A 24,341-nucleotide genomic window follows, 5' to 3' on the forward strand; every position below is an offset into this window, starting at 1 on the left:
CGCCGTCGTTGTGTGCAATGTCGTTGTGTGAAATCAGGTGGTCTTGTTCCGGCCTGTGATGGCGCCGTAGGCAAGGGCAACAACCAAGCCGCCGACGATGGCGAGGAGCCAGGAACCAAGATTCCAGAATTCCATCTTGCCGCCGCCGAACAGGAGGTCGCCGATCCAGCCGCCGACAATGGCACCGACAACGCCGAGCACGAGGCTGGTAACCCAGCCGCCGCCAACCCTGCCAGGCATGACTGCCTTAACGATTGCACCTACTATGAGTCCGAGAATGATCCAGCCTAGAAAGCCCATTACTCCTCCTACATATTCGTCGGCATCCAAATTGTGAATCCCGATTATGGCTTCAAGCTAACACCTGCGCGGTTGCTTGTCAGCAGGATCACAGTCAATCGTTACCTCCCGCGTCATCTACGGCGCCGCTGCCGGGTTGAGGACCTGGCACTGGCGGCGGCCGGCCCTTGCGCGGTACAGGGGGCCCGGTCCAGCGGGTACGGTATTCCTTGTGGGCGCAGGCATCAGCCGTGTCCGCGACCACCCCGGCAGAACCCCTAAGGAGAAGCACCCGTGGCTGCAAATGGCGGTACCAAGGCGATCGTTGCGGCGCTGGCCGCCAACCTGACTATCGCCGCCCTGAAGTTCGTTGCCTACGCCCTGACGCTGTCCTCGTCGATGCTGGCCGAGGCGATCCACTCGCTCGCGGACTCCGGCAACCAAATCCTGCTGCTGATCGGCGGCAAGCGCGCGAAGAAGGCCGCGAGTCCCGAACACCCCTTCGGCTACGGCCGCGAACGCTACATCTACGCCTTCATCGTGTCGATTGTGCTGTTCAGCGTCGGCGGCCTCTTCGCGCTGTACGAAGCGTGGGGGAAGATCCAGCACCCGCATGCCATCGAGGGCGACTTCTGGTGGGTGCCGCTGGCGGTACTCGTGGGCGCCATCTGCGCCGAGGGATTCTCTTTCCGGACCGCCATTGCCGAATCCAACCTCGTCCGCGGCCAGCAGGGCTGGATCAAGTTCATCCGCAATGCCAAACAGCCGGAGCTTCCGGTCATTCTGCTGGAGGACTTCGGCGCCCTCGTGGGCCTGGCCTTCGCGCTCTTCGGCGTGGGGCTTACCCTCCTCACCGGTGACGGCATCTGGGATGCCCTGGGCACCGGCATGATCGGATTGCTGCTCGTGGCCATCGCCGTGGTGCTTGCCATGGAAACGAAATCGCTGCTGCTGGGCGAGTCCGCGACGAAGGACGATGTGGCGAAAATCCGGAACGCCATCGAGTCCGCCGGCAGCGGCATCATCCATTTGAAGACCCTGCACCTGGGTCCCGAGGAATTGCTCGTGGCGGCCAAGATCAGCGTTGACCGGGCAGACACCGGCCAGGACATCGCCGGGGCCATTAACGACGCCGAGGCCCGGATCCGGGAGGCTGTCCCGATTGCGCGGGTCATTTACCTTGAGCCGGATGTGCAGCGCGTCAGCGCCTCCTGACGGGTTCCGCCGGCTGCGCCGGGTGACCGGTGACGAAGGGGCCGCTGGGCCGGCGCCGCTCTGCGGCTACGATGCCAGCGGCCTCTTGCGTTCCACGAAGCCGCTGATAGCCGCGACACCGAGGCCGAGCACTGCCAGGCCGGCGCCCACGAGGGCCGGGGCGACGTAGCCCCAGCCCCACGCGATGACGAGGCCGCCCAGGAAGGCGCCCAGGGCGTTGGCGACGTTCAGTGCGGCGTGGTTGAGCGAGGACGCAAGTGACGGCGCGTCCGGGGAGGCATCCAGGAGCCGGGTCTGTAGGGCCGGGACCAGCATGGCGCCGCCGGCCCCCACCACGAACACCATCACCAGGGCCGACCACGGCCAATGCACGGCCAATGCGTAGACCACCAGGGCCACGGCAATGGACGGCAGAACCCAGTAGATGGTCCCCATCACGGACTTGTCCGCGATCCGGCCGCCGACGATGTTGCCGGCCACCATGCCAAGTCCGTAGAGCGCGACGACGAGCGGCAGCCAGGCCGAGGGAATGCCGGCCACGGAGGTCATGGTGTGGGCGATGTAGGTGTACGTGGCGAAGAACCCGCCGAACCCCACGATGCCGATCAGGATGGCAAGCCAGACCTGGAGCCGCTTGAGCGCGCCAAGCTCGCGGCGGAAGCTGGCATCGGCGTGGGGCTTCTGGAACGGCACGAACTTCCAAAGCATCACCAGCGTGATGATGCCGATGAGGCCCACCAGCAGGAACAACAGCCGCCAGCCGTAGGTCTGGCCCAGCCAGGTGCCAAAGGGCACGCCGATCACGTTGGCGATCGTCAGCCCGGCCATCACCATCGAAATGGCCCAGCCGCGTTTGGTCGGGGCGACCAGGGAGGCCGCGATGACGGCCGCTACGCCAAAGAACGCCCCGTGCGGGAGTCCTGCCGCGAAGCGGGAGACGAGCATGGTGCCGTAGTCAGGGGCAATGAACGAGGTGAGGTTGGCGATGCTGAAGAACAGCATGAGGCCCAGGGCCAGGTATTTCCGCGGCATTTTGGCGCCGACGGCGGCCAGCAGCGGGGCGCCGACGACGACGCCGAGTGCATAGGCCGAGATCAGGTGGCCGGCCTCCGGGGTGCTGATGTTGAGGCCCTGCTCCACTTCTTTGAGCAGGCCCATCATGGTGAACTCTGTGGTGCCGATGCCGAAGCCGCCCATGGCCAAGGAAACGATGGCAAGGGCAAGGTGGCGGTTCCCGGTCCGGGGTGTCGCCGGGGCTTGTGTGGTGGTTGTCATTCGTCTGCTTTTCCGTGACGTTCCCCGGAGAGGCCAGGGGAATGCGCCAGCTTAAATCTGATGTGTGGCCCGAGCTGTGCAACGGGGCGGGCGCGCCAGGTATTCCGGCTGATCGGGACGGCGGCCTCCTCCATTCTCCCTTAAGCGCCCGCCGTCCTAGACTTGGGGGCGTGACTGGACTCATTGACGTCGTTGGCGGCGCGGTACTGGACTCCCTTTCCGAACCGGGCCGGCTGCTCGTGGCCCGGCGGACGGCGCCGCCGCAATTTGCCGGCATGTGGGAGTTCCCCGGCGGAAAAGTGGAGTCAGGTGAGACCGCCGAAACGGCTCTGCACCGTGAACTGCTGGAAGAACTGGGCGTCCGGGTCCGGCTCGGCGCAGAACTTGAAGCAGGGTCCGCTGCCGGCTGGCCGCTGAACGCACGCGCCGTGATGCGGGTCTGGTGTGCGGAACTGGTGGACGGAGACCCCCGCCCCCTGCAGGACCACGATGAGCTGCGCTGGATCGAGCTGGGGAACCGCCGGGACGTCCTGGGGTTGCCGTGGATTCCCGCGGACCTGCCCATCGTCGAGGCACTCCTTGACCGGCTCCAGGGACAGACTCCAGGTCACGGATTCCCACGCCGCAGTGGCGAATTGATTCGCTGAGGTGTTCCGGCGGCAAGCCGCGGTCCCTGCCTCTCGCCAAAGCGTTCAGCATGTGACTACTCTGAAGCGAACCGAGAGGAGTCGCCCGTGCAGGTCGGTGTCAGACGGGAGCAGCGCGCCGGGGAACGGCGCGTTGCGGCCACGCCGGAGACGGTGCAGCAACTGACGGCTCTTGGCCTGAACGTGGCGGTGGAAAGCGGCGCGGGAAGCGAGGCCGGCTTCGCGGACGCCGCCTACGCCATGGCGGGTGCAAGGATTGTTACGGAGCTCCCTGTCGACGCCGTGGACGTACTGCTGCACGTCAGGGCGCTCGCACCCGAAACCGCCGCCGGGCTGCGACCCGGCACCATCACGCTAGGCTTCGGCTCGCCGGCCTCGGAACTGGCCACCGTGCGTGCCCTCGCCGATGCCGGAGTCACGTCCTTCGCTCTCGAGCTCGTCCCGCGCATCTCCCGCGCCCAGTCCATGGACGCGCTCAGCTCGCAGTCGCTGGTCTCCGGCTACCGCGCCGTGCTGGAAGCTGCCCTGCGCTACCCGCGCTTCTTCCCGCTCTACATGACCGCCGCAGGAACCATCCCGCCGGCGCGGGTCCTGGTCCTGGGAGCCGGGGTCGCCGGGCTGCAGGCCATCGGCACGGCAAAACGCCTGGGCGCGCGCGTCTCGGCTAACGACATCCGGACTGCCTCCGCCGACGAGGTCGCCTCGATGGGCGGCACGTTCATCCACCTTGACCTCGATGCCGCTGCGGAAGGCGGCGGCGGCTATGCGCGTGAGCTGGGCGAGGACCGGGCCACGCGCCAGCGCGCCCTGCTGGCCCCGCACGTCGCTGCGGCCGATGTCCTCATCACGACGGCAGCAATTCCCGGCCGGGCCGCCCCCTTGCTGGTGACCCTGGAAATGGTGGCCGGCATGCGGGCCGGCTCCGTCGTCGTCGACCTTGCAGCCGAATCCGGCGGCAACGTCGAAGGCGTGATTGCCGGCCGGGACCTCAAGATACCCGTTGCCGGCGGTTCCGTGACCCTTGTGGGGCTGCGGGACGCCGCCTCCGCAATGCCGTCCGACGCCTCACGCCTGTTCGCCAAGAACGTCGCGAACCTGCTCGCCCTGATGACTGTGGACGGCCAAGTCACGCCGGATTTCGACGACGTCGTCGTCGCCGGGGCCTGCCTCACCCACGGCGGCTCCGTCCGGCACGCCGCCACCGCCGACGCCATGGAGGCAACCAGCTGATGGATCCGATCACGTTGCTTACGGTGGTGGTGCTCGCTGTCTTCGTCGGGTTCGAAGTGGTCTCCAAGGTGACCAGCAAACTGCACACGCCGCTGATGTCCGGGGCGAACGCCATCCATGGCATCATCCTCGTTGGCGCCGTCATCGTGGCGGGCCAGGCCAGCGATCCGTGGTTGCTGACAGTTGCCCTCGTGGCCGTAGTCCTCGCGACCGCAAACCTCGTCGGCGGGTTCGTGGTGACGGACCGGATGCTGGAGATGTTCGGCGGCCGGAAGGGCGCACGGACCCCGGCCCGTCCGCGCGCTGGCGGTCCGGCGGGGGAGGACGGCACGTGAGCATCCTCGCCCCGGGGTGGACAGCACTGTTGTACCTCGTCGCCGCCGTCTGCTTCATCCTCGCGCTGAAGGGACTGAGCTCGCCCCGGACGGCCCGGCGGGGCAACGCCATCGGCGCCGCCGGCGCCCTCCTTGCCGTGGTCACAGTGTTCCTGTCCGCGAGGCTGGCGAACATCCCGCTGATCCTGGCCGCGATTGCCGCCGGCTCGGCCGTCGCGGTCCCCGTGGCCCGGCGCGTCCAGATGACCCAGATGCCCCAGCTGGTCGCCCTGTTCAACGGCGTCGGCGGCGCGGCTGCCGCCCTGGTCGCCGTCCTGGAGCTCGGCCACACCGAGGACCCGTGGGTACGGCTGGCCGTCGTCTTCACGATGGGCGTGGGTGCCGTGTCCTTCGCCGGCTCCGCGGTGACGGTCGGCAAACTGCAGGAACTCATCAGCACGCGCCCCTTGCTCTTTCCGGGAATGCCCGTGGTGATGGCCGTTGTCCTGCTGGGTGCAGTCGTCTCCGGCGCATTCATCATCCTCACGGGGTCGACGGGCTGGGCCCTGGTGCTCCTGGTGCTGGGACTCGCAGCCGGGTTGCTGCTGGTGCTCCCGGTGGGCGGGGCCGATGTACCGATCGTCATCTCGCTGCTCAACGCTTTCACCGGCCTCGCCGTGGCGGCCTCGGGAATCGTGCTGGGCAATGTCCTGCTGGTGGTCGCCGGGACTCTCGTCGGAGCCAGCGGCACCATCCTGACCAAGGTGATGGCCGCCGCGATGGGCCGGGGGGTGGCCGGCATCATGTTCGGAGCCTTCAAGGGAGGCTCGACGGCGGGATCGACCGTGCAAAGCGACCGGCCGGTGCGTTCCTCCTCCCCGGAGGATGTCGCCGTCCAGCTTGGCTACGCGCAGCGGGTGGTGATTGTCCCCGGCTACGGCCTTGCCGTGGCCCAGGGCCAGCACACGGTCGCCGAGCTCGCCACAGCGCTGCAGGCCCGCGGCGTGGAGGTGGTCTTCGCCATCCACCCGGTGGCCGGCCGGATGCCCGGGCACATGAACGTGCTGCTCGCCGAGGCCAATGTGCCCTACGAGTCGCTCCGGGAACTCGACGAGGTCAATCCGGAATTCCCCAACACCGACATCGCCCTGGTTGTAGGCGCCAATGACGTCGTCAATCCGGCCGCCAAGTCCACCCCGGGCGCGCCCATTTACGGGATGCCCATCCTGGAGGTGGCGCTGGCCGGCCAGGTGGTGTTCCTCAAACGCTCCATGCGGCCGGGCTTCGCCGGCATTGAGAACGAACTACTGCACGATCCGAAGACAACGCTCCTGTTCGGCGACGCAAAGGACTCGCTCGCCAAGGTGCTGGGCGCCGTGAAGGCACTCTAGATCAAGGCCCTCTAGAACGGTGCCCTCTAGAACAGGGTGGGCTGCGCCGCCTCAGCGGCCTGGTTCCCGTGCCGGGTACCGGGGAGCGCGGCCGGCTCCGGGATGCTGCCGGCCGGGTACTGCGCTTCCTCGTCCCTGGGATCAATGCTGCCGGGATCGTTGTTGACGGGACCGCCGTCGAGGTCGCGGTGGCTGAAGCCCCGCGAGCCGGAGAAGCCGTGCAATGCCTTGAAGTACCGGATGCGGCCAGACAGCCAGTCCCGGTACTCCTTGGAGGCGTAGGAGCCCGTCCCGTACAGCCTGCGGTACTTCCCGGCGAGCTGGGGATGTTCCCTGGCGATCCACTGCATAAACCATTCCCGGGTTCCGGGCTTGAGGTAGAGCGCTCCTGCCGTGACTCCCGTGGCGCCCGCCGCAGCCAGGGAGCCGAACAGGGAATCGAGGGCCTCGTCGCTGTCCGCGAGCCAGGGCAGGATCGGCATGGCCATCACGCCGCACGGCAGGCCAGCCTCGCGAAGCCGCGAGATCAGCTTGAAGCGCGCACGGGGACCGGGCGTGCCGGGCTCCACAGCCTCCGAAAGCCGTTCGTCCGTCATCGCCAGCGAGATGCCCACCCCGACCGGGACCTGGGCTGCGGCATGCTTCAGCAGCGGAATGTCACGGGCCAGCAACGTGCCCTTGGTCAGGATCGACAGGGGAGTGCCGGAATCGGCAAGGGCCCCGATGATGCCCGGCATCAGCTGGTAGCGGCCCTCGGCGCGCTGGTAGGGATCGGTGTTGGTGCCCAGGGCCACGTGCTGCCGCCCCCACGAGGGCTTGGCCAGCTCCCGGCGCAGGACCTCCGCGGCGTTGATCTTGACCACCACCTGGCTGTCAAAGTCCAGGCCGGCGTCGAAGTCGAGGTAGGTGTGGCTCTTCCGGGCGAAGCAGTAGACGCAGGCGTGGCTGCAGCCGCGGTAAGGGTTGATGGTCCACTCGAACGGCATCCGGGAACCGGCGACCACTCTGTTGAGCACCGATTTGGCAGTGACCTCATGGAAAGTGACCCCGGCAAACTCAGGAGTGGTCACTGAGCGCACCAGCCCGATGAGGGGCAGCAGTGCATCCGTGGCCGGGACGGACGGGGGTCTGCTGCTTCCGCTGAGTGCCCCCGAGGCGCCTTCTCCGCTGGCCCCGGTCCCGTGCACGGTGAGTGCTTGTGCGTCCCATCTCATGCCTCTATTCGAAGGTATGTTCGAATTTAAGTCAAGGGTCCGCGCCGCATCGGACGGCAAGTTTCGAGACTGTGGATTGCCGTTCGGCTCCGGCGGCGGGCGGCATTGTTAGGCTGGGGCGATGATTCTCCTGACAGGGTTCGAACCGTTCGGCGGCGAAAGCACCAACCCGTCATGGACGGCTGCACGGGTGGCCGCGGCCCGGCTCCGCGCCGAGGGGCTCGACGCGCAGGCTGTGGAGCTGCCCTGCGTTTTCGGGGACTCCATCAGGGCGCTGGAGGAGGCGCTGGACCAGTACCGCCCGGAGCTGGTGGTCTGCGCCGGCCAAGCCGGCGGCAGGTCCCGGGTCTCGCTCGAGCGGATCGCGATCAACTGCGACGACGCGCGGATTCCGGACAACGCGGGCAAGGCCCCGGTGGACGAGCCCGTGGTTCCCGGCGGGCCGGCTGCGTACTTCAGCTCCCTGCCGGTGAAGGCAGCCCTCGCGGCGCTGACTGCCGCGGGGATCCCGGCCGAGGTTTCCCAGACAGCGGGGACCTACGTCTGCAACCACCTCTTCTACGGGCTGATGCATGCCCTGCGGCTTCGGCCGGGAAGCCGCGGAGGCTTTGTCCATGTTCCTTACGAGCCGGCCCAGCTGCCGCCGGGGAGCACTGATCCGTCCCTTCCCCTGGAACAGCTGGCGGAGGCGCTCGCCGTCGTCGTCCGGAGCGCGCTGGCGGCCGCAGCGGACCTCAAGATCGCCGCGGGAGCCACGCACTAAGGGCGCAGCCGCCCTCAGGCGAGCAGTTCCCACACGACGCCTACTGTGGCGCTGACGCTGGACTCTCCGGCCTCCACGGTCAGCGACTCCACGGCGGCGGCCCGCTGCATTTTCGCGACCGGGATGGGCGCCGGGTGCCCGGGCTGCTGCTCGAGCGAGACTACGTTGCCCAGGGAGGCCCCGGCGAGCGACGCGAAGTGCCCGGCCGTGGTGACGGCGTCCTGCCAGGCGGCCTCGCGGGCCCGGGCGGCGACGGCGGCGGGATCGGCAAAGCCGAGCTCCAGCCCGTTGAGCCGGACATCGTTGCCGCCGGCCGCGACCGCGGAGGCAATGACCTCCGACGACGTTCCCAGTTCCCGGATCCGGACACTCAGGACGGTGGACGCCAGGTATCCCGAGACGACCTGCCCCCGGCCCTCCTGCCAGTTCACCTCGGCCCGGACGTTGAGGCCCGACGTCGTGATGTCCGGATTGGTGACGCCGTGACCGCGGAGCGCCGCAGTGATGGCCGCGGAGACGCGGCCCGCCTCGCTGTACGCCGCGCCGACGTCCTCCCTGCGGCATTCGACGCCGATCGAGAGGGTCAGCAGGTCCGGGGCGGCTTCCGCGCTGCCGGATCCGGTGACTGAAATTGTCCTGGGACTGTCGGTCATGTCATGCCTCGTTCCGTTTCGGTTGGTCGGATCGTGTGCCGGGATCCGGTGACCGGTTCCGGATAGCCGCCGGCCTGGAGCCCTGCCTGGCGTTCGAAGAAATTACGTGAGCCGGGGTTGCCCGTCCGGAGCAGGGACCAGCCTGCCGCGAGGAAATACAACGGCAGGAAGGGAAGGCCCAGGCACCAGGCGTATTGGGTGCTGTGGCGCTCTTCGTGTCCCAGCAGCACGGGGTTGGCCAGGGCTTGTTCCGGCCCGGCGCGAAAGAGCACCACATTGCCCACCGTGAAGGCGGCGGCGACGGGCAGCCGCCAGCGGTAGCCGGTGGCAATGAGCAGTCCGCGGGGTCCGCGGCGGACGGGAGCGCGGGCACAGCCGGCCAGCAGCAACCCCAGCGGAGTTGTTGCATTCAGTACATTGGCCAGCTGCCGCAGCCGTTGTCCCGGCGTCATGAGGCCATGCTAGCCCCGCGAAGCTGTGCCGTTCGAAGAGCCGGGCCGGCCAGGGGGAGGGCGCCGCTGTCACGTTCGGGCACGGGGATGCGTTCAACTAGACTGGAGGCGAATGGCCGCCGGAGCGATTGAGGCGTGCCCTGCCCTTTGCCGGCGCACTGGTCCCGGAACCTTTCGAAGGTCCAGTGCCGCCGGCATGAACCGACTCGTAGCTAAGAACAGTAGATGACTGAAACTTTGCCGGGCGCCGGCGTCCCGAATCCTCTGGATGAAGCCGCTATCACCGCCGCTGTAGACCAGGCTGTTGCCGCTATTGCCGCTGCCTCCACGCTTGATGAACTCAAGGCCGTTCGCCTCGCCCACACCGGCGAAAAGTCCGCGCTGAGCCTGGCCAACCGTGGGATCGGCGGGCTGCCGAAGGACCAGAAGGCCGCCGCCGGCAAGCTCATGGGTGCCTCCCGCGGACGCGTCAACAAGGCGCTCGCGGACCGCACGGCCGAGCTGGAGGCAGAGAACGACGCGCGGATCCTGGTCGAGGAGACCGTGGACGTCACCGCAGCCCCGCGCCGCCGTCGTGCCGGTTCGCGCCACCCGCTGTCCACCCTGCAGGAACGCGTGGCGGACATCTTCGTCGGCATGGGCTGGGAAATCGCCGAAGGCCCTGAGGTCGAGTCCGAGTGGTTCAACTTCGATGCGCTGAACTTCAAGCCGGACCACCCCGCCCGCGAAATGCAGGACACCTTCTTCGTGGAGCCGCCCGAGGCCCACCTGCTGATGCGCACCCACACCTCCCCGGTGCAGGTCCGCTCCATGCTGGAACGCGAGCTGCCCATCTACGTCCTGTGCCCCGGCAAGGTGTTCCGCACCGATGAGCTGGACGCCACGCACACCCCGGTCTTCCACCAGTTCGAGGGCCTGGCCATCGACAAGAAGCTCAGCATGGCGGACCTCCGCGGCACCCTGGAGCACTTCGCGCGCCAGATGTTCGGCGACGAGGCCCAGATCCGGCTGCGTCCGAACTACTTCCCGTTCACCGAGCCGTCCGCGGAGCTGGACATCTGGCACCCGGGTGCCAAGGGCGGCCCCGGCTGGATCGAATGGGGCGGCTGCGGCATGGTCAACCCCAATGTGCTCCGCGCAGCCGGCATCGATCCGGATATCTATTCAGGTTTTGCCTTCGGCATGGGCATCGAGCGGACCCTGATGTTCCGCAACGAGGTCGGCGACATGCGCGACATGATCGAGGGCGACGTACGTTTCAGCGAGCACTTCGGGATGGAGATCTAACCGTGCGTATCCCAATTTCCTGGCTGCGTGAATTCGCGCAGGTACCGGCCGGAGCAACGGCCGAAGACGTGATGGCCGACCTGGTCAAGGTCGGCTTTGAAGAAGAGGCAGTCCACCGGCCCACGGACACCCTGCAGGGCCCCATCGTGGTGGGCCAGGTCCTGAGCATCGTCAAGGAACCCCAGACCAACGGCAAAACCATTAACTGGTGCCAGGTCCGGGTAGTCCCGGACGGACAGCCGCAGAGCCTCACCGGCGAGGGCATCGACCCCTCCGGCGTCCAGGGCATCATCTGCGGCGCGCACAACTTCGTGGCCGGCGACAAGGTGGTGGTCACCCTTCCCGGTGCCGTGCTGCCCGGCGATTTCCGCATTTCCGCACGCCAGACCTACGGCCACCTGTCCGCGGGCATGATCGCCTCCGTGCGCGAACTCGGCATCGGCGAGGACCACGACGGCATCTTGGTGCTGGCCAGGATCGGGCTGGACCCGGAAATCGGCACCGACGCCATGGAACTGCTCGGCCTCTATGACCAGGCCGCCGAAATCAACGTCACCCCGGACCGCGGCTATGCGTTCTCCCTCCGCGGCGTGGCCCGTGAGTACGCCCACGCCACGGGCACGTCCTTCACCGACCCGGCCTCCAGGGTCCAGGCACCCGTGGAACTGGCCGGCGGCTTCGGCGTGAAACTCAACGACGGCGCCCCGATCTACGGCAAGCCCGGCTGCGACCGTTTTGTGGCCCGCACTGTCCGCGGCGTCGACGCCGCAAAGCCCACGCCCCCGTGGATGACGTCCCGGCTCCGGCTCGCCGGCGTCCGCTCCATCTCCCTTCCGGTGGATATCTCCAACTACGTCATGCTCGAGCTCGGGCAGCCCATTCACTGCTACGACCTGGACAAGCTGTCCGGCGACATCGTGGTCCGCCGGGCGGTGGCCGGGGAAAAGATCACCACCCTGGACGGGAAGGAGCGCGCGCTCGACGCCGAGGACCTGCTCATCACCGACGGCTCCGGCGCGATCGGCGTCGCCGGTGTGATGGGCGGCGCCGCCACCGAGGTTTCCGATTCCACCACGAGCATTCTCGTGGAGGCGGCGCACTTCGACGAGGTGTCCATCGGGCGCTCCCGACGCCGGCATAAACTGCCGTCCGAAGCCTCCAAGCGCTTCGAACGCGGCGTCGACTGGCACATGGCGGGCATCGCCGCCCAGCGCGTCGTTGACCTGCTCGTCGAACTCGCCGGCGGCACCGCTGACGAGGCGGGAACCGACGTCGGGACCGCGCCGGACGCCGTCAGCATCACCCTTCCGGCCGGCTTTGCCGCCGCCCGGATCGGCATCGACTTCACCGAAGAACAGATCGTTACCTCGCTCGAGGACCTGGGTGCCGTCGTCGAGAAGAACGGCACCGCCGCCGGCCTCTGCTACGACGTCACGGCACCCAGCTGGCGGAACGACCTGGAGACGCCGGAGGACCTCACCGAGGAAATTGCGCGGCTGGTCGGCTACGACAAGATCCCGGCGACCCTGCCGGTGGCGCCCCCGGGCCGCGGCCTGACCCGCGTGCAGCTGCAGCGCCGGCGGCTGGTCCAGGCCCTGGCCGCCTCGGGCCTCACCGAGGTCCTTGCCTACCCGTTCGTCTCCAAGGCCGCCAACGACACCTTCGGGGTGGCCACGGAAGGAGCGCCGCACAAGTCGCTCAAGCTCGCCAACCCGATCAGCGAGGAGCAGGGCTACCTGCGCACGTCGATCCTGCCAGGCCTGATCGAGGTGGCCAAACGCAACCACTCGCGCGGGTTCCGCGACCTGGCGCTGTTCGAGGCCGGGCTCGTGTTCCTGCCGGGCGAGACGCTGGGCACGGCTTCCATCCCGCCGCTCGGCGCCAAGCCCAGCGATGAGGTGCTCGATGCCCTGTACGACGGCGTCCCGGACCAGCCGCTGTACCTCGCCGCCGTGTTGACCGGCCACGAGACGACAGCAGCCGCCGGCCACACGCCCCGTGCGTGGGACTGGGCGGATGCGCTGGACATCGCCCGGACCGCCGGCGACGTGCTCGGCGTCGAGATCGTGATCAGCCAGGGCCGGCACCAGGCCTTCCACCCGGGACGGGCCGCACAGCTGGCGCTCCGCACCGGCGAGGTGGTGGGCTACGCCGGTGAACTGCACCCGAAGCTGCTGGCCGCGCACGACATGCCTCCCCGCTCGGTGGCCGTCGAGTTCAACGCCGACGCCCTCTTCGACGCCGCAGCCGACGTCATTGTCGCCCGGCACATCTCCACCTACCCGGTGGCCACCCAGGACGTCGCCCTCGTGGTGCCGCAGGAGGTCCCGGCGGAAGAGGTGCTGGCGGCCCTGCGCGAGGGAGCCGGCGGGCTGCTCGAGGACGTCGCGCTCTTCGACGTGTACGCGGGCAAAGGCATCGAGGACGGCAAGAAGTCGCTGGCGTTCAGCCTGCGCTTCCGCGCCGGGGACCGGACGCTGACCGCCGACGAGGCGTCCGTGGCCCGCGAGAGCGCTGTGGCGCTCACCCATGAGCGCTTCGGAGCAGTCCAACGCTAGACGTGCCCGGAGCCCTGGACGTTACCGGAATCCCGGGTGTTTCCGGGGTCGCCGTCCGGTCCGTGCGTCTGGCCGACGCAGGACCGGACGGCGAGGCGTTCCTCGACCCCGCGGAACGCGGGCGTGCCGCGCAGCTCAGGGACGCGTCAGCCCGGCGGGACTTCCTGGCTGGCAGGGTCGCGCTACGGGGCTTTGCCGCCGGGATCCTTGGCGTCGGACCCGGGAACCTGACAGCTGCCTCTGTCTGCCCGGACTGCGGAACGGACCAGGATCACGGCCGGCCCGGCTACGTGATCGGCGGCGCCCCGGCGGGCCTCGCCCTGAGCCTGTCGCGCTGCCGTGGCTGGGCGGTGGTGGCCGCAGGGCCGGCCGCCGTCGCTGGGGCGGCAATCGGCATCGACCTGGAGCACCGCTTAGGGGTCCGTTTTGACGGGTTCGACGACGTCGCGCTCACCTCTGCGGAACGGCGGCTGCTCGGCGGCCTCGCGCCGGAACGGCGGGACCACTTCCGGACCCGGGCCTGGGCCCGCAAGGAGGCCCTGCTCAAGGCCAGCGGCACCGGACTGCGGGTCAACCCCGCGTCGGTGGAGGCATTTGCCCGGCCCGCAGACGGCACCGTCCTGCTGGACCTCGACACCACCGCGCTGGGCCTGCCGGAGGGTTTCGCTGCCGCGCTGGCAGTCCTGCCGGTGCGTTGACTTCCGTGGCCGCCGACGCTCGGCCTCCCCACTGACTGCGGCAGCTGCTTCAGATGCTGTTTCCCGGCGCCCGCAGCCGCCCGCGAGGCGCGGGATTCAGATCCTGTTCTCGCATCGCCCAACCATATCTTCTCAGTGCGGCAGCGGGGGAAGGGCTTCCTCGTACAGCCAGGGGTGCAGCAGGGCTTCGGCGTCGATGCCGGTGGCGCGGTCCGCGGCCAGGATGAACTGGGACGTTGACACGGATCCATGGCGGTGCTGCCCGGCCCAGTCGTGCAGCAGGGCAAAAAACGCCAGGTCGCCGCAGCGCAGTCGCAGGGCGTGCAGGGCCAGGGCGCCGCGCTTGTAGACGCGGTCATCGAACATCCGCTCCGGCCCCGGGTCGCCGACCAGCAAGTCCTGGCTGCCGGCGCGGAGTTTCCGCCACGCGGCGGCAGCCCGGTTCGCCACGGGCAGGACCCCGGCTTCCTCGGACCAGATCCATTCCGCGTAGCAGGCAAACCCTTCGTGCAGCCAGATGTCCCGCCACGATGCCGCCGTCAGCGAGTTCCCGAACCACTGGTGCGAGAGTTCGTGGGCAATGAGCCGCTGCGACTCCCAGTCCAGTCCCAGATGGTTGGGACCGAAGATGGAGAGGGTCTGCGCCTCAAGCGGGATCTCGAGCTCGTCCTCCGCCACCACCACGGTGTATTCGGCGAAGGGGTACGGGCCGAAGCAGTTCGTGAAGGTGCGCATCATGGCGGACTGGCGCGTGAGCCCGCTGCGGGCACGCTCCGCCAGGGCCGGCGGAACAGCCGCGTACTGCGGCACCTGCGCCCCCGGCCCCCCCGGGTTGAGGGCGAGAAGCTCGTAGCGGCCAATCTGGACCGTGGCAAGGTACGTGGACATTGGCTCGGACTGTTCATAGACCCAGGTCTGGCGGCTCGCCCGGGTGGTGTGGGAGAGGAGTACCCCGTTACACACGGCGCGGTAGTTGGCGTCCGTCGTCACGCTGATCCGGTAGCTGGCCTTGTCCCGGGCATGGTCATTGCAGGGAAACCAGGAAGGGGCACCGTTGGGCTGGCCGGCCACAAGCACCCCGTCGGTAAGTTCCTCCCAGCCCACCTCGCCCCACAACCCGCGCCGGGGCGAGGGGTTGCCTTCGTAGCGGATGTCCAGAGTGAATTCCTCGCCGGGCAGCAGGGCGGCCTCGGGGACGACGACGAGCTGCTCGGCGCGCTGGCTGAATTTCCGCACCCGGCGGCCGCTCAGGTGGACCTTGGTGGCCCGGAGGCCGGCCAGGTCCAGGACGATGGCCGACGTCGGATGCCGCGTCACCGCGTGGACAAGGGCGCGCGCGTTCAGGCGGTTGCTGCTGAGCTTGTAGTCCAGATCGATTTCATAGCGGGTGACGCGGTAGGCGTTGGTGCCTTGGCCCGGCAGGTAGGGATCCGGCGCACCGGATTCTTTCGACAACGACGGCGGCGCGCCGCCGGTGCTCGCTGCTGGGCTGGAACTTGGGGCGCTGGGACTCATAGAACCGGTCTTTCGCGATTGCAGGTGCGGTGTGGCGGGACGGGGTGTGGCTACGTGGGCCTGGGGGCCGGCTCGGCCGGCCCGACCCACGGGCTGACCGGATTACCCATCCAATAGGACCCGGCCGGCACAGTTTCACCCCGCATGACCAGGGATGCCGGTCCCACCGTGCCGCCCCTGGCGATCCGGGCCTGCGGGAGGATGACTCCGTGCGGGCCCATGGTTGCTCCGTCTTCGAGCGTAACAGTGTCGATGCTCATCACACGGTCGTGGAACAGATGCGTCTGAACCACACAGCCGCGGTTGACGGTGGAATTCCTGCCAAGGGTGACAAGGTCCGCTTCCGGGAGCCAGTAGCTCTCACACCAGGTGCCCGCACCGATATTCGCGCCGAGGGCCCGGAGCCACCAGATCAGGGCCGGCGTTCCACTGGCCGCGCGGGCGAACCAGGGCGCGCTCACCATCTCGATAAAGGTGTCCACCACCTCGTTGCGCCAGATGAAAGAGCTCCACAAGGGATGCTCGCCGGGGCGGATCCGCCCCACGAGGAGCCATTTGGCCACGACGGCGCTCCCGGCCGCCACGGCGCCGGCCAGCAGGATCACAATGCCGCCCAGGACCGCGGCAATCCCGTAGTTGAACGCGGTGGCCAGCCAGTCGAAGGCGAGGAAGACCCCGGCAGCGACCGCGACCGTCGCCACGACCGGGACAAAGCGGCACAGTTCCCAGAGCGCCCGGGCGACCTTGAGCCTCATCGGCGGCTGATACGTGCGGCTGTCATCGGAGGCGATCGCGGTGCGCCGGAGCCGCACGGGCGGGCTGCCCAGCCACGACGTCCCGGACTTGGCCTTTGCGGGCGTCGCCGAGAGCACCGCGACGAGGGAGTTCTTGGGCACGTTCCGGCCGGCGGCCGTCATGCCGGAGTTGCCGAGGAAGGAGCGTTTTCCGATCTTGGCGGGGGCAATCCGCAACCAGCCGCCGTCGAGCTCGTAGGAGGCCACCATGGTGTCGTCGGCCAGGAAGGCGCCTTCCCCCACGGTGGTCATTTTGGGGATCAGGAGGACGGTGGAGGCCTCGACGTTCTTGCCGATCCTGGCGCCGAGCAGTCGAAGCCAGACCGGCGTGAACAAGCTCGCGTAGACCGGGAAGAGCAGGTCGCGGGCCAGGTCCAGAACCCGTTCGGTGGCCCAGACCTGCCAGCCGATCCGGCTGCGGACCCGGTAGTAGCCCGGGGCCAGCCCGAGGCCGAGGAGCCGGGTGGTGGCGAGGATCAGCACAAGGTTGGCCAGGAACCACACGAGTGCGGCCGGCGGGAGGGAGAGCGCCAGTTGGGGCAGGGCCTCGGAGAGTGATTCCCTGCCCTGAATGAAGAAGAACACCACCAGCGCTGCGGCGACGGCGGAGACGATGGGGATCAGGGCCAGCACGGCCGAGGCCGTGGCGAAGCCGGCGAACCAGAGCCTGCCGATCAGGGCGTGCTCCGGGGCCGCGTCAGGCCAGGAGTGCTTGGCCTTGCCCCGCCGTTCGGCCGGGGAGCCCGCGACCAGTTGCCCGGCCTTGACCTTTCCCAGCACGGCCGAGCCGGGCTCCACCTGGGCCCCGGCGCCAATGGTGGCCCCGGGCATGAGGGTGCTCCGCGCGCCCACGGTGGCACCGGCGCCGATATGGATGGCCCCGATGTGAACGATGTCGCCATCGATCCACCAGCCGGACAGATCCACTTCCGGTTCAATGTTGCAGCCGCTGCCGAGGGTGAGCAGCCCAGTCACCGGAGGCAGGGAGTGGAGCTGGACGTTGTTGCCGATCTTCGCCCCGAGGGCCCGGGCGTAGTAGGGCACCCAGGGCGCGCTGGCGAGGCTGACGGCGCTGGCCAGGTCCTGGATCTGCTCGGCCAGCCAGAGGCGCAGGTGTACCCGCCCGGAGCGGGGATAGGTTCCGGGCACCAGGTTCCGGAGCAGGATCCGCGCGGCGGCCACGGAGATCAGCATCCGGCCCGCCGGGCTCACGAACACGAGCCAGGAGGCGGCCACCCACCACCAGGACAGCGTGGGTGCGGCACTGAATCCTGCCAGTGCCGACAGCAGGTTGTTGGCGGCCATCAGGTAGGTCAGCCAGCGCATGCCCACGAGGATGTGCAGCGGTATCCCCATCAGCGTCTGGAAGACCTGTGACTTGCGGGCCGTGGGGCGGACGGTGCGTTCCGGGGCGGGGCCGGCCCCGCCCTCGGGCAGCGACTGCCGGGCGACGTCGATGAGGGCACCGATCCGCGGGGTGGCGTAAATGTCCGCGACCGTGATAGTGGGGTAGCGGGCACGGAGGGCCGAGACGAGCTGGGCCGCCGCGAGGGAGCCGCCCCCGTAGGCGAAGAAATCGGCGTCGAGGCTGCTGACCGCGGCGCCCAATACGGCGCTCCACTGTTCCACGATCCAGTGCGCGTCCTCCGGCAGGTTCAGCGGCGCGTTGTCGGCGTCGGCTGCCCCGGCGCCGGCCAGCGGCCAGGGGAGTGCGTGACGGTCGACCTTGCCGCTGGTCTTGGTGGGCAGCGAGTCCACCAGGGTCAGCATGGGGATCAGCGGTGCCGGCAGGCTCGTGCCCAGGAGCTCACGCGCCGCAGCCAGGTCGATGTCCACACCGGACACGGGGGCGAGGTAGCCGACCAGTATCTGGTTCCCGGCCGCCGTCGTCTGGACAGCGGCGGCTGCTCCTGCAACGCCCGGGAGCCGCTGGAGCGCGGCGTCGATCTCGCCGAGTTCGATCCGGCGGCCGCCGAGTTTGACCTGCTCGTCCGCGCGTCCCTGGAAGATCAGGCCTGCCGCCTCGTAGCGGACCAGGTCTCCGGAGCGGTAGGCCCGGTCCCAGCCCAACGAGGGCATCGGCGCGTATTTCTCCGCGTCCTTTGCCGGGTCGAGATAACGGGCCAGGCCGACGCCGCCGATGATCAGCTCGCCCACCCCGCCTTCGCCGACGGGCAGGGAATCGGCATCGACGACGGCCAGGTCCCAGCCGTCCAGCGGCAGGCCGATCCGGATCGGTCCGGGACCGCCCAGCGGCGCCGCGCAGGCGACGACCGTGGCCTCGGTGGGGCCGTAGGTGTTCCAGACTTCACGGCCTTCGACGGCGAGCCGTTCCGCGAGTTCAGGCGGGCATGCCTCGCCGCCGAAGATCAGCAGCCGGACGCTTTCGAGGGATTCCACCGGCCACAGTGCGGCCAGCGTGGGCACGGTCGAGACCGCCGTGATGCCGTTGCTGATCAGCCACGGTCCGAGGTCCATCCCCGTCCTGACCAGGGCGCGGGGAGCCGGCACGAGGCAGGCGCCATGCCGCCAGGCGAGCCACATCTCCTCGCAGGACGCATCGAAGGCGACGGACAGCCCGGCCAGGACACGGTCCTGGGGCCCCATGGGTTCGTCCTGGAGGAAAATCCGTGCCTCGGCGTCGACGAACGCCGCCGAGGACCGGTGCTGCACGGCGACGCCCTTGGGCGTTCCGGTGGAACCCGAGGTGAAGATGACCCACGCGTCATCGTCCGGGCCGGGCGTCCGGGCCGAGGGAAACGGCCGGGGCCGCTTGCCGTCAGTGACAATCTCGCCGCCGCCGCGCAGGATGCCCGCGACCCGTGCCTCGCCGAAGACGAGCTTGGCCCGTTCGTCAGGGTCGTCAGCGTCCACCGGAACGTACGCCGCCCCAATCAGCAGCACGGCGAGGATGGAGATGTAGAGCCGGTTGGTGCCCGAGGGTATGCGGACGCCGATTTTGTCTCCGGCGCCCAGGCCAGCCAGATGCAGCTCCCGTGCCGCGGCCCGCACCGCCGCAAGCAATTCGGTGTAGCTCAGCGATTCACGGCCGTCGTCGAGGGCTGACGCGTCCGGGAACCGCTCTGCGGTCTCCTGCAGGATGTCAATCAGCGTCCGCTCCGGCGGCGCGGACAGCGATCCCGGAAGCTGCGCCGGATAGAGACGGCCGGCGGCCATCCGGGTCGCGGCTGCGGGAGCTGAGCCGGGCGGTGCGGGATGATCGCTGGGATGCTGGTGCTCAGTCACTGCGGCATTGTCTCCGGGCTAGATGAATGGATGATGTCCGGATTCACTTTCTGGTCTTTCTGCGCTGGCCGGACGTTTGGATGCCGTTTCGCCGGTTCCTGGACCCAGCCCCCCACGCTGCGGTGCAGGCGGGGGGCCTCACGGGACCAGGATGACTTTGCCGGTGGTGCGGCGCTGTTCGAGGTCCTCGTGGGCCCGGGCGGCGTCCGCGAGGTCGTAGCGCCCGCCGATCCGGACCTTGAGGCTTCCGTTGGCTACCGCCGCGAACAGCTCGTCGGAGCGCCAGCGGCGTTCCTGGGCGGTAAGCAGGAAGTGGCTAATCGTCGGCCGCGTCAGGTACAGCGAGCCGCCGGCGTTCAGCCGCTGCGGATCGACGGGCGGCACCGGGCCGGACGCGGCACCGAAGAGCACCAGGGTTCCGCGGATGCGCAGGGCGGCGAGGGAGCCGTCGAACGTGTCCTTCCCGACGCCGTCGTAGACCACGTCCGCGCCGGTCCCGTGGGTCAGTTCGCGCACCTTGGCGGCGAAGCCGTCGTAGCGCAGCACGTGCTCGGCCCCGGCCTCGCGGGCCAGCTGTTCCTTCTCGTCGGTGGAGACCGTGGTGATGACCCGTGCGCCCTTGGCCTTGAGCAGCTGGATCAGCAGGAGGCCGACGCCGCCGGCCCCGGCGTGGAGGAGGACGGTGTGGCCGGCCTCCACCTTGAAGGAGGAGTTGATCAGATAGTGCGCCGTGATGCCTTGCAGGGGCAGGGCGGCGGCCGTGAAATCGTCGACGCCGCGCGGGACAGGCAAGGCCTTGTCTGCGTCGATCAGGGCGTAGCCGGCGTAGCAGCTGGTGCCTTCGGCCGTGGCGACCCGGTCACCGGGGGAGAAGCCCGTAACGGCGTCGCCGCATTCCTCCACGGTGCCCGAGGCCTCGGAACCGGGGGTGAAGGGATAAGACACCTTGTAGGCGCCGCTGCGCTTGTACGTGTCGATGAAGTTCACGCCGACGGCGGAGACCCTGACCAGCAGCTGGCCGGGTCCCGGAACCGGTCGCTCCACCTCGGCAGGTGCGAGAACCTCCGGGCCGCCTGCCTCGCGGGCGAGAATTGCGTGCATCATGTGTGTCCTTCGCTGGGCTGGATGCTCCGGGGCTGGATTATCAGGGACTGAAAATTCCCTGGGCTGGATATTCCCTGCCGGGATTTCCTGACCGTGTTCCTGCACCCATCCTAGGGACTCCGGCGCCAACGACGAAGTGACGGCCGGTCAGCGGCCGTCACGTCGGGTCAAACAAATTACCGGTGCCCTCCGCAGGGCACGTGCGCCGGTGCGAAGGCCCGCACGCGGCCTAGAAGCGGCGCGTCACGGTGGCCATCGGGCACTCGAAGTGGCGTCCGGCGGAGAGGCCCACCTCGTTGAGGTACCGGACGATGATGCCGTAGGACTGCAGCAGTGTGGTTTCCGTGTACGGAACCTGGTGTTTCGCGCAGAACTCGCGGACGATCACGGCGGCCTTGTCGAGCTGCGGGCGCGCCATGTCGGGGAAGAGGTGGTGTTCGGCCTGGCGGTTGAGGCCGCCGAGCAGGATGTCCATGAAGCGGCCGCCGGAGATGTTCCGGGACGTCAGGACCTGGCGGCTGAAGAAGTCCACGCGGCTGTCCGCCGGCAGGACCGGCATGCCCTTGTGGTTCGGCGCGAAGGAAGCGCCCATGTAGAAACCGAAGACGGCGAGCTGGACGCCGATGAAGGCCAGCGCCATGCCCCACGGCAGGAACGTGAAGGCCAGAACCGGCAGCAGGCTCAGCCGGACGGCGAGGATCGGAATTTCAACCCAGCGGTGCGTGACCTTGGCGCGCTGGAAGATGAACCTGATCGAATCGATCTGCAGGCCCAGTCCCACGAGGAACAGCAGCGGGAAGAACAGCCAGCCCTGCTTGCGGGTGAGAAAGGAGAACCGTCCCTGCCGGGTGGCGGCAGCCTCCGGAAAGAACGCGATGGCGCCGGTGGCGATATCCGGGTCCTTGGATATGACGTTGGGGTGGTTGTGGTGCGCGCCGTGCTTCTGCTCCCACCAGGAGTAACTGATGCCGGCGACCGAGGTCGCGAGCAGCCGTGCGGCCCAGTCGTTGGCGCGGCGGGAGGCGAAAATCTGCCGGTGCCCGGCCTCGTGCGCCAGGAAGCTCAACTGGGTGCAGAGAATGCCCAGGGCCGCAGCGATCAGGAGCTGGAACCAGCTGTCGCCGATGAGGGCGAAACCAAACCACGTGGCGGTCATCAGCAGCACCAGGATGGAGAACACCGTGACGTAGAAGCGGACCCGCCGTTCGAGCAGGCCCGCGGACTTCACCGTCTTGAGCAGCTCCGAATAGCTCAGGACCACGGCGTTCGGTTGCCGGACCCGCGATTTCGGGGGCTCTGAGGCGGTAAGGGTGGGAGTCATGTAGGGCGTGCCTCGTAACTGTCAAGGGCAACGCTGCGGCCGACATTCGGAGCGCACGGTCTGGATCACCCTCCGCCCAGCATACGCTCCCCGCATGTGCCTTGGCCGGGACACGACCCCGCTGATGCATAAATATCGGCATCTATGCATACTCTTGCTGTAGAGTGGACGCTATGACTATTTCTGTTGCCGTCTCCGGCGCAAGCGGTTATGCCGGCGGCGAGGTGTTGCGGCTCCTCGCCGGTCATCCGGACGTCATGATCGGCGCCATCACGGCGCACAGCAACGCCGGTTCCAGACTAGGGGAATTGCAGACGCATCTCCACGGTCTCGCCAGCCGCCTCCTCGAAGACACCACAGTGGAAAACCTGGCCGGACACGACGTCGTGTTCCTGGCCCTTCCGCACGGCGCCTCCGCCGCGATCGCCGCGCAACTGCCCGCCGGCACCCTGGTCATCGATGCCGGTGCCGACCACCGCCTGGCGGACCCGGCGGCCTGGGAAAAGTTCTACGGATCGCCGCACGCCGGCGCCTGGCCCTACGGACTGCCCGAACTTCCCGGCCAGCGCGAGGCACTCCGCGGCGCCAAACGGATCGCCGTGCCGGGCTGCTACCCGACGTCGGCCCTGCTGGCCCTCACCCCGGGATTCAGCAACCACCTGCTGCAGGCCGACGACGTCGTCATCGTTTCCGCGTCCGGCACGTCCGGGGCCGGCAAGGCCGCCAAAGTCAACCTGATCGGTTCCGAGGTCATGGGCTCCATGAGCCCCTACGGCGTCGGCGGCGGACACCGGCACACGCCCGAGATCGAACAGGGGCTCTCCAGGGCCCTGAATGCTCCCGTGACCGTCTCCTTCACGCCCACGCTGGCCCCGATGAGCCGCGGCATCCTCACCACCGCCACGGCCAAGGTGCGTCCCGGCGTCACCGCCGAGGAGCTCCGCGGCGCCTGGAGCGAGGCGTACGACGACGAGCCGTTCGTCCACCTGCTGCCCGAGGGCCGGTGGCCCGCCACGAAATCCGTGCAGGGTTCCAACCATGCCGTCATGCAGCTGGCGCTCGACACCCACACCGGCCGCGTGATCGTCACGTGCGCCATTGACAACCTGACCAAGGGGACCGCCGGCGGCGCCGTGCAGTCCATGAACATCGCCCTCGGCCTGGCGGAAACCGCCGGCCTCGATCTGCAGGGAGTTGCCCCGTGAGTATCACCGCACCCCAGGGATTCCGCGCCGCCGGCGTCACCGCCGGCCTCAAGGCCTCCGGAAACCCGGACCTCGCCCTCGTGGTCAACGACGGGCCCTCGAAGGCCGCCGCAGCCGTGTTCACCTCCAACCGGGTGGCAGCGGCCCCCGTGCACTGGTCCCGCGAGGTGGTCAGGGACGGCCGCGTGGACGCAGTGATCCTCAACTCCGGCGGAGCCAACGCCTGCACCGGCCCGCTGGGCTTCCAGAACACGCACACCACGGCCGAGAAGACCGCCGAGGCTCTCGGCCTATCCGCGACGGACGTTTTCGTGTGTTCCACCGGCCTGATCGGCGAGCAGCTGCCCATGGACAAAATCCTGGCCGGGATCGGTTACGCCACAGCGGCCCTCACCACGGACGGCGGATCCGACGCCGCCGCCGCGATTATGACCACGGACTCCGTCTCCAAGCAGGCCGTGTTCACCGGCACCGACGCCGAAGGAAACGGGTTCACCATCGGCGGCATGGCCAAGGGCGCCGGCATGCTCGCCCCGGGGCTCGCCACCATGCTGGTGGTCCTGACAACGGACGCGCAGGTCCAGCCGGAGATGCTCGACGTCGTTCTGCGCGACGCCACCCGCGTCACCTTCGACCGGGCGGACTCGGACGGCTGCATGTCCACCAACGACACCGTGGTGCTGCTGGCCTCCGGCGCTTCCGGATCGGTTCCCTCCGCCACCGCGTTCGGTGCCGGACTGACCCAGGTGTGCGCGGAGCTGGCCCGCCAGCTCATCGGCGACGCCGAGGGTGCCAGCCACGACATCGCCATCCGCACGTTCAACGCCGCGAGCGAGCGGGACGCGGAAACTGTGAGCCGCGCCGTCGCCCGCTCCAATTTGTTCAAGACGGCGATTTTCGGCAAGGACCCCAACTGGGGCCGCGTGCTCTCCGCCGTCGGCACCACCGACGCGGCGTTCGAGCCGGACCAGCTCAACGTGTCCATGAACGGCGTGCAGATCTGCCGCAACGGCAGCATTGGTGATGACCGCAACCTCGTGGACCTCGAACCCCGCGAGGTGCTCGTTGAGATCGATCTGCAGGCCGGCGACGCCGAGGCCACCATCCTGACCAACGACCTCACGCACGAGTACGTGCACGAAAACAGCGCCTACTCCAGCTAGGCCCGTCCGGGAAGGAC

The 24,341-nt window shown here is 68.7% G+C and carries 20 protein-coding genes; 11 read left to right on the forward strand and 9 right to left on the reverse strand.

Annotation, left to right across the window (positions count from 1 at the left end; translation table 11 throughout):
* Window positions 1–33 precede the first annotated feature (33 nt).
* Complete coding sequence (locus BJG92_RS03220) at window positions 34–300, reverse strand: GlsB/YeaQ/YmgE family stress response membrane protein (RefSeq protein ID WP_232082580.1); 267 nt, start codon at window positions 298–300, stop codon at window positions 34–36.
* 273 nt (window positions 301–573) lie between these two features.
* Between BJG92_RS03220 and BJG92_RS03225 the strand changes: the two genes are divergently transcribed.
* Complete coding sequence (locus BJG92_RS03225) at window positions 574–1,494, forward strand: cation diffusion facilitator family transporter (protein ID WP_232082581.1); 921 nt, start codon at window positions 574–576, stop codon at window positions 1,492–1,494.
* Between the two features lie 66 nt (window positions 1,495–1,560).
* On the opposite strand, the gene BJG92_RS03230 is transcribed toward BJG92_RS03225, so the two are convergent.
* Window positions 1,561–2,769, reverse strand: coding sequence for an MFS transporter (locus BJG92_RS03230; protein ID WP_232082582.1), 1,209 nt, complete (start codon window positions 2,767–2,769; stop codon window positions 1,561–1,563).
* 170 nt (window positions 2,770–2,939) lie between these two features.
* On the opposite strand from BJG92_RS03230, the gene BJG92_RS03235 reads away from it, so the two are divergent.
* The 4 genes from BJG92_RS03235 to BJG92_RS03250 all read left to right on the forward strand — a co-directional run bounded on the left by BJG92_RS03235 (window position 2,940) and on the right by BJG92_RS03250 (window position 6,351).
* Window positions 2,940–3,416, forward strand: coding sequence for a (deoxy)nucleoside triphosphate pyrophosphohydrolase (locus BJG92_RS03235; RefSeq protein ID WP_232082583.1), 477 nt, complete (start codon window positions 2,940–2,942; stop codon window positions 3,414–3,416).
* Window positions 3,417–3,503: 87 nt separating this feature from the next.
* Complete coding sequence (locus BJG92_RS03240) at window positions 3,504–4,646, forward strand: Re/Si-specific NAD(P)(+) transhydrogenase subunit alpha (protein ID WP_232082584.1); 1,143 nt, start codon at window positions 3,504–3,506, stop codon at window positions 4,644–4,646.
* The gene (locus BJG92_RS03245; protein WP_232082585.1) at window positions 4,646–4,981 is read left to right on the forward strand and encodes an NAD(P) transhydrogenase subunit alpha; all 336 of its coding nucleotides are present in this window, start codon (window positions 4,646–4,648) and stop codon (window positions 4,979–4,981) included. The genes BJG92_RS03240 and BJG92_RS03245 overlap by 1 nt, the downstream gene beginning before the upstream one ends.
* Complete coding sequence (locus BJG92_RS03250; RefSeq protein ID WP_232082586.1) at window positions 4,978–6,351, forward strand: NAD(P)(+) transhydrogenase (Re/Si-specific) subunit beta; 1,374 nt, start codon at window positions 4,978–4,980, stop codon at window positions 6,349–6,351. The genes BJG92_RS03245 and BJG92_RS03250 overlap by 4 nt, the downstream gene beginning before the upstream one ends.
* 26 nt (window positions 6,352–6,377) lie before the next feature.
* On the opposite strand, the gene BJG92_RS03255 is transcribed toward BJG92_RS03250, so the two are convergent.
* Window positions 6,378–7,565, reverse strand: coding sequence for an Rv2578c family radical SAM protein (locus BJG92_RS03255; RefSeq protein WP_232082587.1), 1,188 nt, complete (start codon window positions 7,563–7,565; stop codon window positions 6,378–6,380).
* 121 nt (window positions 7,566–7,686) lie between these two features.
* Between BJG92_RS03255 and pcp the strand changes: the two genes are divergently transcribed.
* Window positions 7,687–8,328: a pyroglutamyl-peptidase I gene (gene pcp, locus BJG92_RS03260; RefSeq protein WP_232082588.1), complete on the forward strand. Its 642-nt coding sequence runs from the start codon at window positions 7,687–7,689 to the stop codon at window positions 8,326–8,328.
* 14 nt (window positions 8,329–8,342) lie between these two features.
* Here the strand turns inward: pcp and BJG92_RS03265 are convergent, their stop codons facing one another.
* Both BJG92_RS03265 and BJG92_RS03270 read right to left on the reverse strand, forming a co-directional pair.
* Window positions 8,343–8,981, reverse strand: coding sequence for an SIMPL domain-containing protein (locus BJG92_RS03265; RefSeq protein ID WP_232082589.1), 639 nt, complete (start codon window positions 8,979–8,981; stop codon window positions 8,343–8,345).
* The gene (locus tag BJG92_RS03270; RefSeq protein ID WP_232082590.1) at window positions 8,978–9,433 is read right to left on the reverse strand and encodes a hypothetical protein; all 456 of its coding nucleotides are present in this window, start codon (window positions 9,431–9,433) and stop codon (window positions 8,978–8,980) included. Before BJG92_RS03270 ends, BJG92_RS03265 begins: the two co-directional genes overlap by 4 nt.
* 225 nt (window positions 9,434–9,658) lie before the next feature.
* Here BJG92_RS03270 and pheS point away from each other — a divergent pair, with 225 nt between their 5' ends.
* Genes pheS through BJG92_RS18515 form a run of 3 tightly spaced genes read left to right on the forward strand, consistent with a single transcriptional unit; the run spans window position 9,659 to window position 13,976 of the window.
* Window positions 9,659–10,720, forward strand: a complete 1,062-nt coding sequence (pheS, locus tag BJG92_RS03275) for a phenylalanine--tRNA ligase subunit alpha (RefSeq protein ID WP_232082591.1) — start codon at window positions 9,659–9,661, stop codon at window positions 10,718–10,720.
* 2 nt (window positions 10,721–10,722) lie between these two features.
* A complete protein-coding gene (gene pheT / locus BJG92_RS03280) occupies window positions 10,723–13,278 on the forward strand; it encodes a phenylalanine--tRNA ligase subunit beta (protein ID WP_232082592.1) in 2,556 nt (851 codons plus the stop codon).
* 2 nt (window positions 13,279–13,280) lie between these two features.
* The gene (locus BJG92_RS18515) at window positions 13,281–13,976 is read left to right on the forward strand and encodes a 4'-phosphopantetheinyl transferase superfamily protein (protein ID WP_232082593.1); all 696 of its coding nucleotides are present in this window, start codon (window positions 13,281–13,283) and stop codon (window positions 13,974–13,976) included.
* A gap of 132 nt (window positions 13,977–14,108) precedes the next feature.
* Here BJG92_RS18515 and BJG92_RS03290 read toward each other — a convergent pair whose 3' ends face one another.
* The 4 genes from BJG92_RS03290 to BJG92_RS03305 form a co-directional block, all read right to left on the reverse strand.
* Entirely contained in the window at window positions 14,109–15,491 is a 1,383-nt protein-coding gene (locus tag BJG92_RS03290; RefSeq protein ID WP_232082594.1) for a M1 family metallopeptidase, read from the reverse strand.
* A gap of 50 nt (window positions 15,492–15,541) precedes the next feature.
* Entirely contained in the window at window positions 15,542–19,462 is a 3,921-nt protein-coding gene (locus tag BJG92_RS03295) for a Pls/PosA family non-ribosomal peptide synthetase (protein ID WP_232082616.1), read from the reverse strand.
* A 207-nt stretch (window positions 19,463–19,669) separates the two neighbouring features.
* Entirely contained in the window at window positions 19,670–20,635 is a 966-nt protein-coding gene (locus BJG92_RS03300; RefSeq protein ID WP_232082595.1) for a quinone oxidoreductase, read from the reverse strand.
* 229 nt (window positions 20,636–20,864) lie between these two features.
* Window positions 20,865–21,956 (reverse strand): acyl-CoA desaturase, encoded by a 1,092-nt coding sequence (locus BJG92_RS03305; RefSeq protein WP_232082596.1) that lies wholly within the window; start codon window positions 21,954–21,956, stop codon window positions 20,865–20,867.
* A 173-nt stretch (window positions 21,957–22,129) separates the two neighbouring features.
* Here BJG92_RS03305 and argC point away from each other — a divergent pair, with 173 nt between their 5' ends.
* Both argC and argJ read left to right on the forward strand, forming a co-directional pair.
* Entirely contained in the window at window positions 22,130–23,161 is a 1,032-nt protein-coding gene (gene argC / locus BJG92_RS03310; RefSeq protein ID WP_232082597.1) for an N-acetyl-gamma-glutamyl-phosphate reductase, read from the forward strand.
* Complete coding sequence (gene argJ / locus BJG92_RS03315; protein ID WP_232082598.1) at window positions 23,158–24,324, forward strand: bifunctional glutamate N-acetyltransferase/amino-acid acetyltransferase ArgJ; 1,167 nt, start codon at window positions 23,158–23,160, stop codon at window positions 24,322–24,324. Before argC ends, argJ begins: the two co-directional genes overlap by 4 nt.
* Window positions 24,325–24,341 lie beyond the last annotated feature (17 nt).

This window comes from Arthrobacter sp. SO5 (assembly GCF_020532805.1).
Taxonomy (GTDB): Bacteria; Actinomycetota; Actinomycetes; order Actinomycetales; family Micrococcaceae; genus Arthrobacter.

Excerpts from the sequence above, each read along its gene's own strand:
- BJG92_RS03220 (WP_232082580.1), bottom strand. The coding sequence starts at position 300 with ATGGGCTTTCTAGGCTGGATCATTCTCGGACTCATAGTAGGTGCAATC.
- BJG92_RS03230 (WP_232082582.1), bottom strand. The coding sequence starts at position 2,769 with ATGACAACCACCACACAAGCCCCGGCGACACCCCGGACCGGGAACCGC.
- BJG92_RS03245 (WP_232082585.1), top strand. The coding sequence starts at position 4,646 with ATGGATCCGATCACGTTGCTTACGGTGGTGGTGCTCGCTGTCTTCGTC.
- BJG92_RS03255 (WP_232082587.1), bottom strand. The coding sequence starts at position 7,565 with ATGAGATGGGACGCACAAGCACTCACCGTGCACGGGACCGGGGCCAGC.
- pcp (WP_232082588.1), top strand. The coding sequence starts at position 7,687 with ATGATTCTCCTGACAGGGTTCGAACCGTTCGGCGGCGAAAGCACCAAC.
- BJG92_RS03265 (WP_232082589.1), bottom strand. The coding sequence starts at position 8,981 with ATGACCGACAGTCCCAGGACAATTTCAGTCACCGGATCCGGCAGCGCG.
- BJG92_RS03270 (WP_232082590.1), bottom strand. The coding sequence starts at position 9,433 with ATGACGCCGGGACAACGGCTGCGGCAGCTGGCCAATGTACTGAATGCA.
- pheS (WP_232082591.1), top strand. The coding sequence starts at position 9,659 with ATGACTGAAACTTTGCCGGGCGCCGGCGTCCCGAATCCTCTGGATGAA.
- BJG92_RS03290 (WP_232082594.1), bottom strand. The coding sequence starts at position 15,491 with ATGAGTCCCAGCGCCCCAAGTTCCAGCCCAGCAGCGAGCACCGGCGGC.
- BJG92_RS03295 (WP_232082616.1), bottom strand. The coding sequence starts at position 19,462 with ATGGCCGCCGGCCGTCTCTATCCGGCGCAGCTTCCGGGATCGCTGTCC.
- BJG92_RS03300 (WP_232082595.1), bottom strand. The coding sequence starts at position 20,635 with ATGATGCACGCAATTCTCGCCCGCGAGGCAGGCGGCCCGGAGGTTCTC.
- BJG92_RS03305 (WP_232082596.1), bottom strand. The coding sequence starts at position 21,956 with ATGACTCCCACCCTTACCGCCTCAGAGCCCCCGAAATCGCGGGTCCGG.
- argC (WP_232082597.1), top strand. The coding sequence starts at position 22,130 with ATGACTATTTCTGTTGCCGTCTCCGGCGCAAGCGGTTATGCCGGCGGC.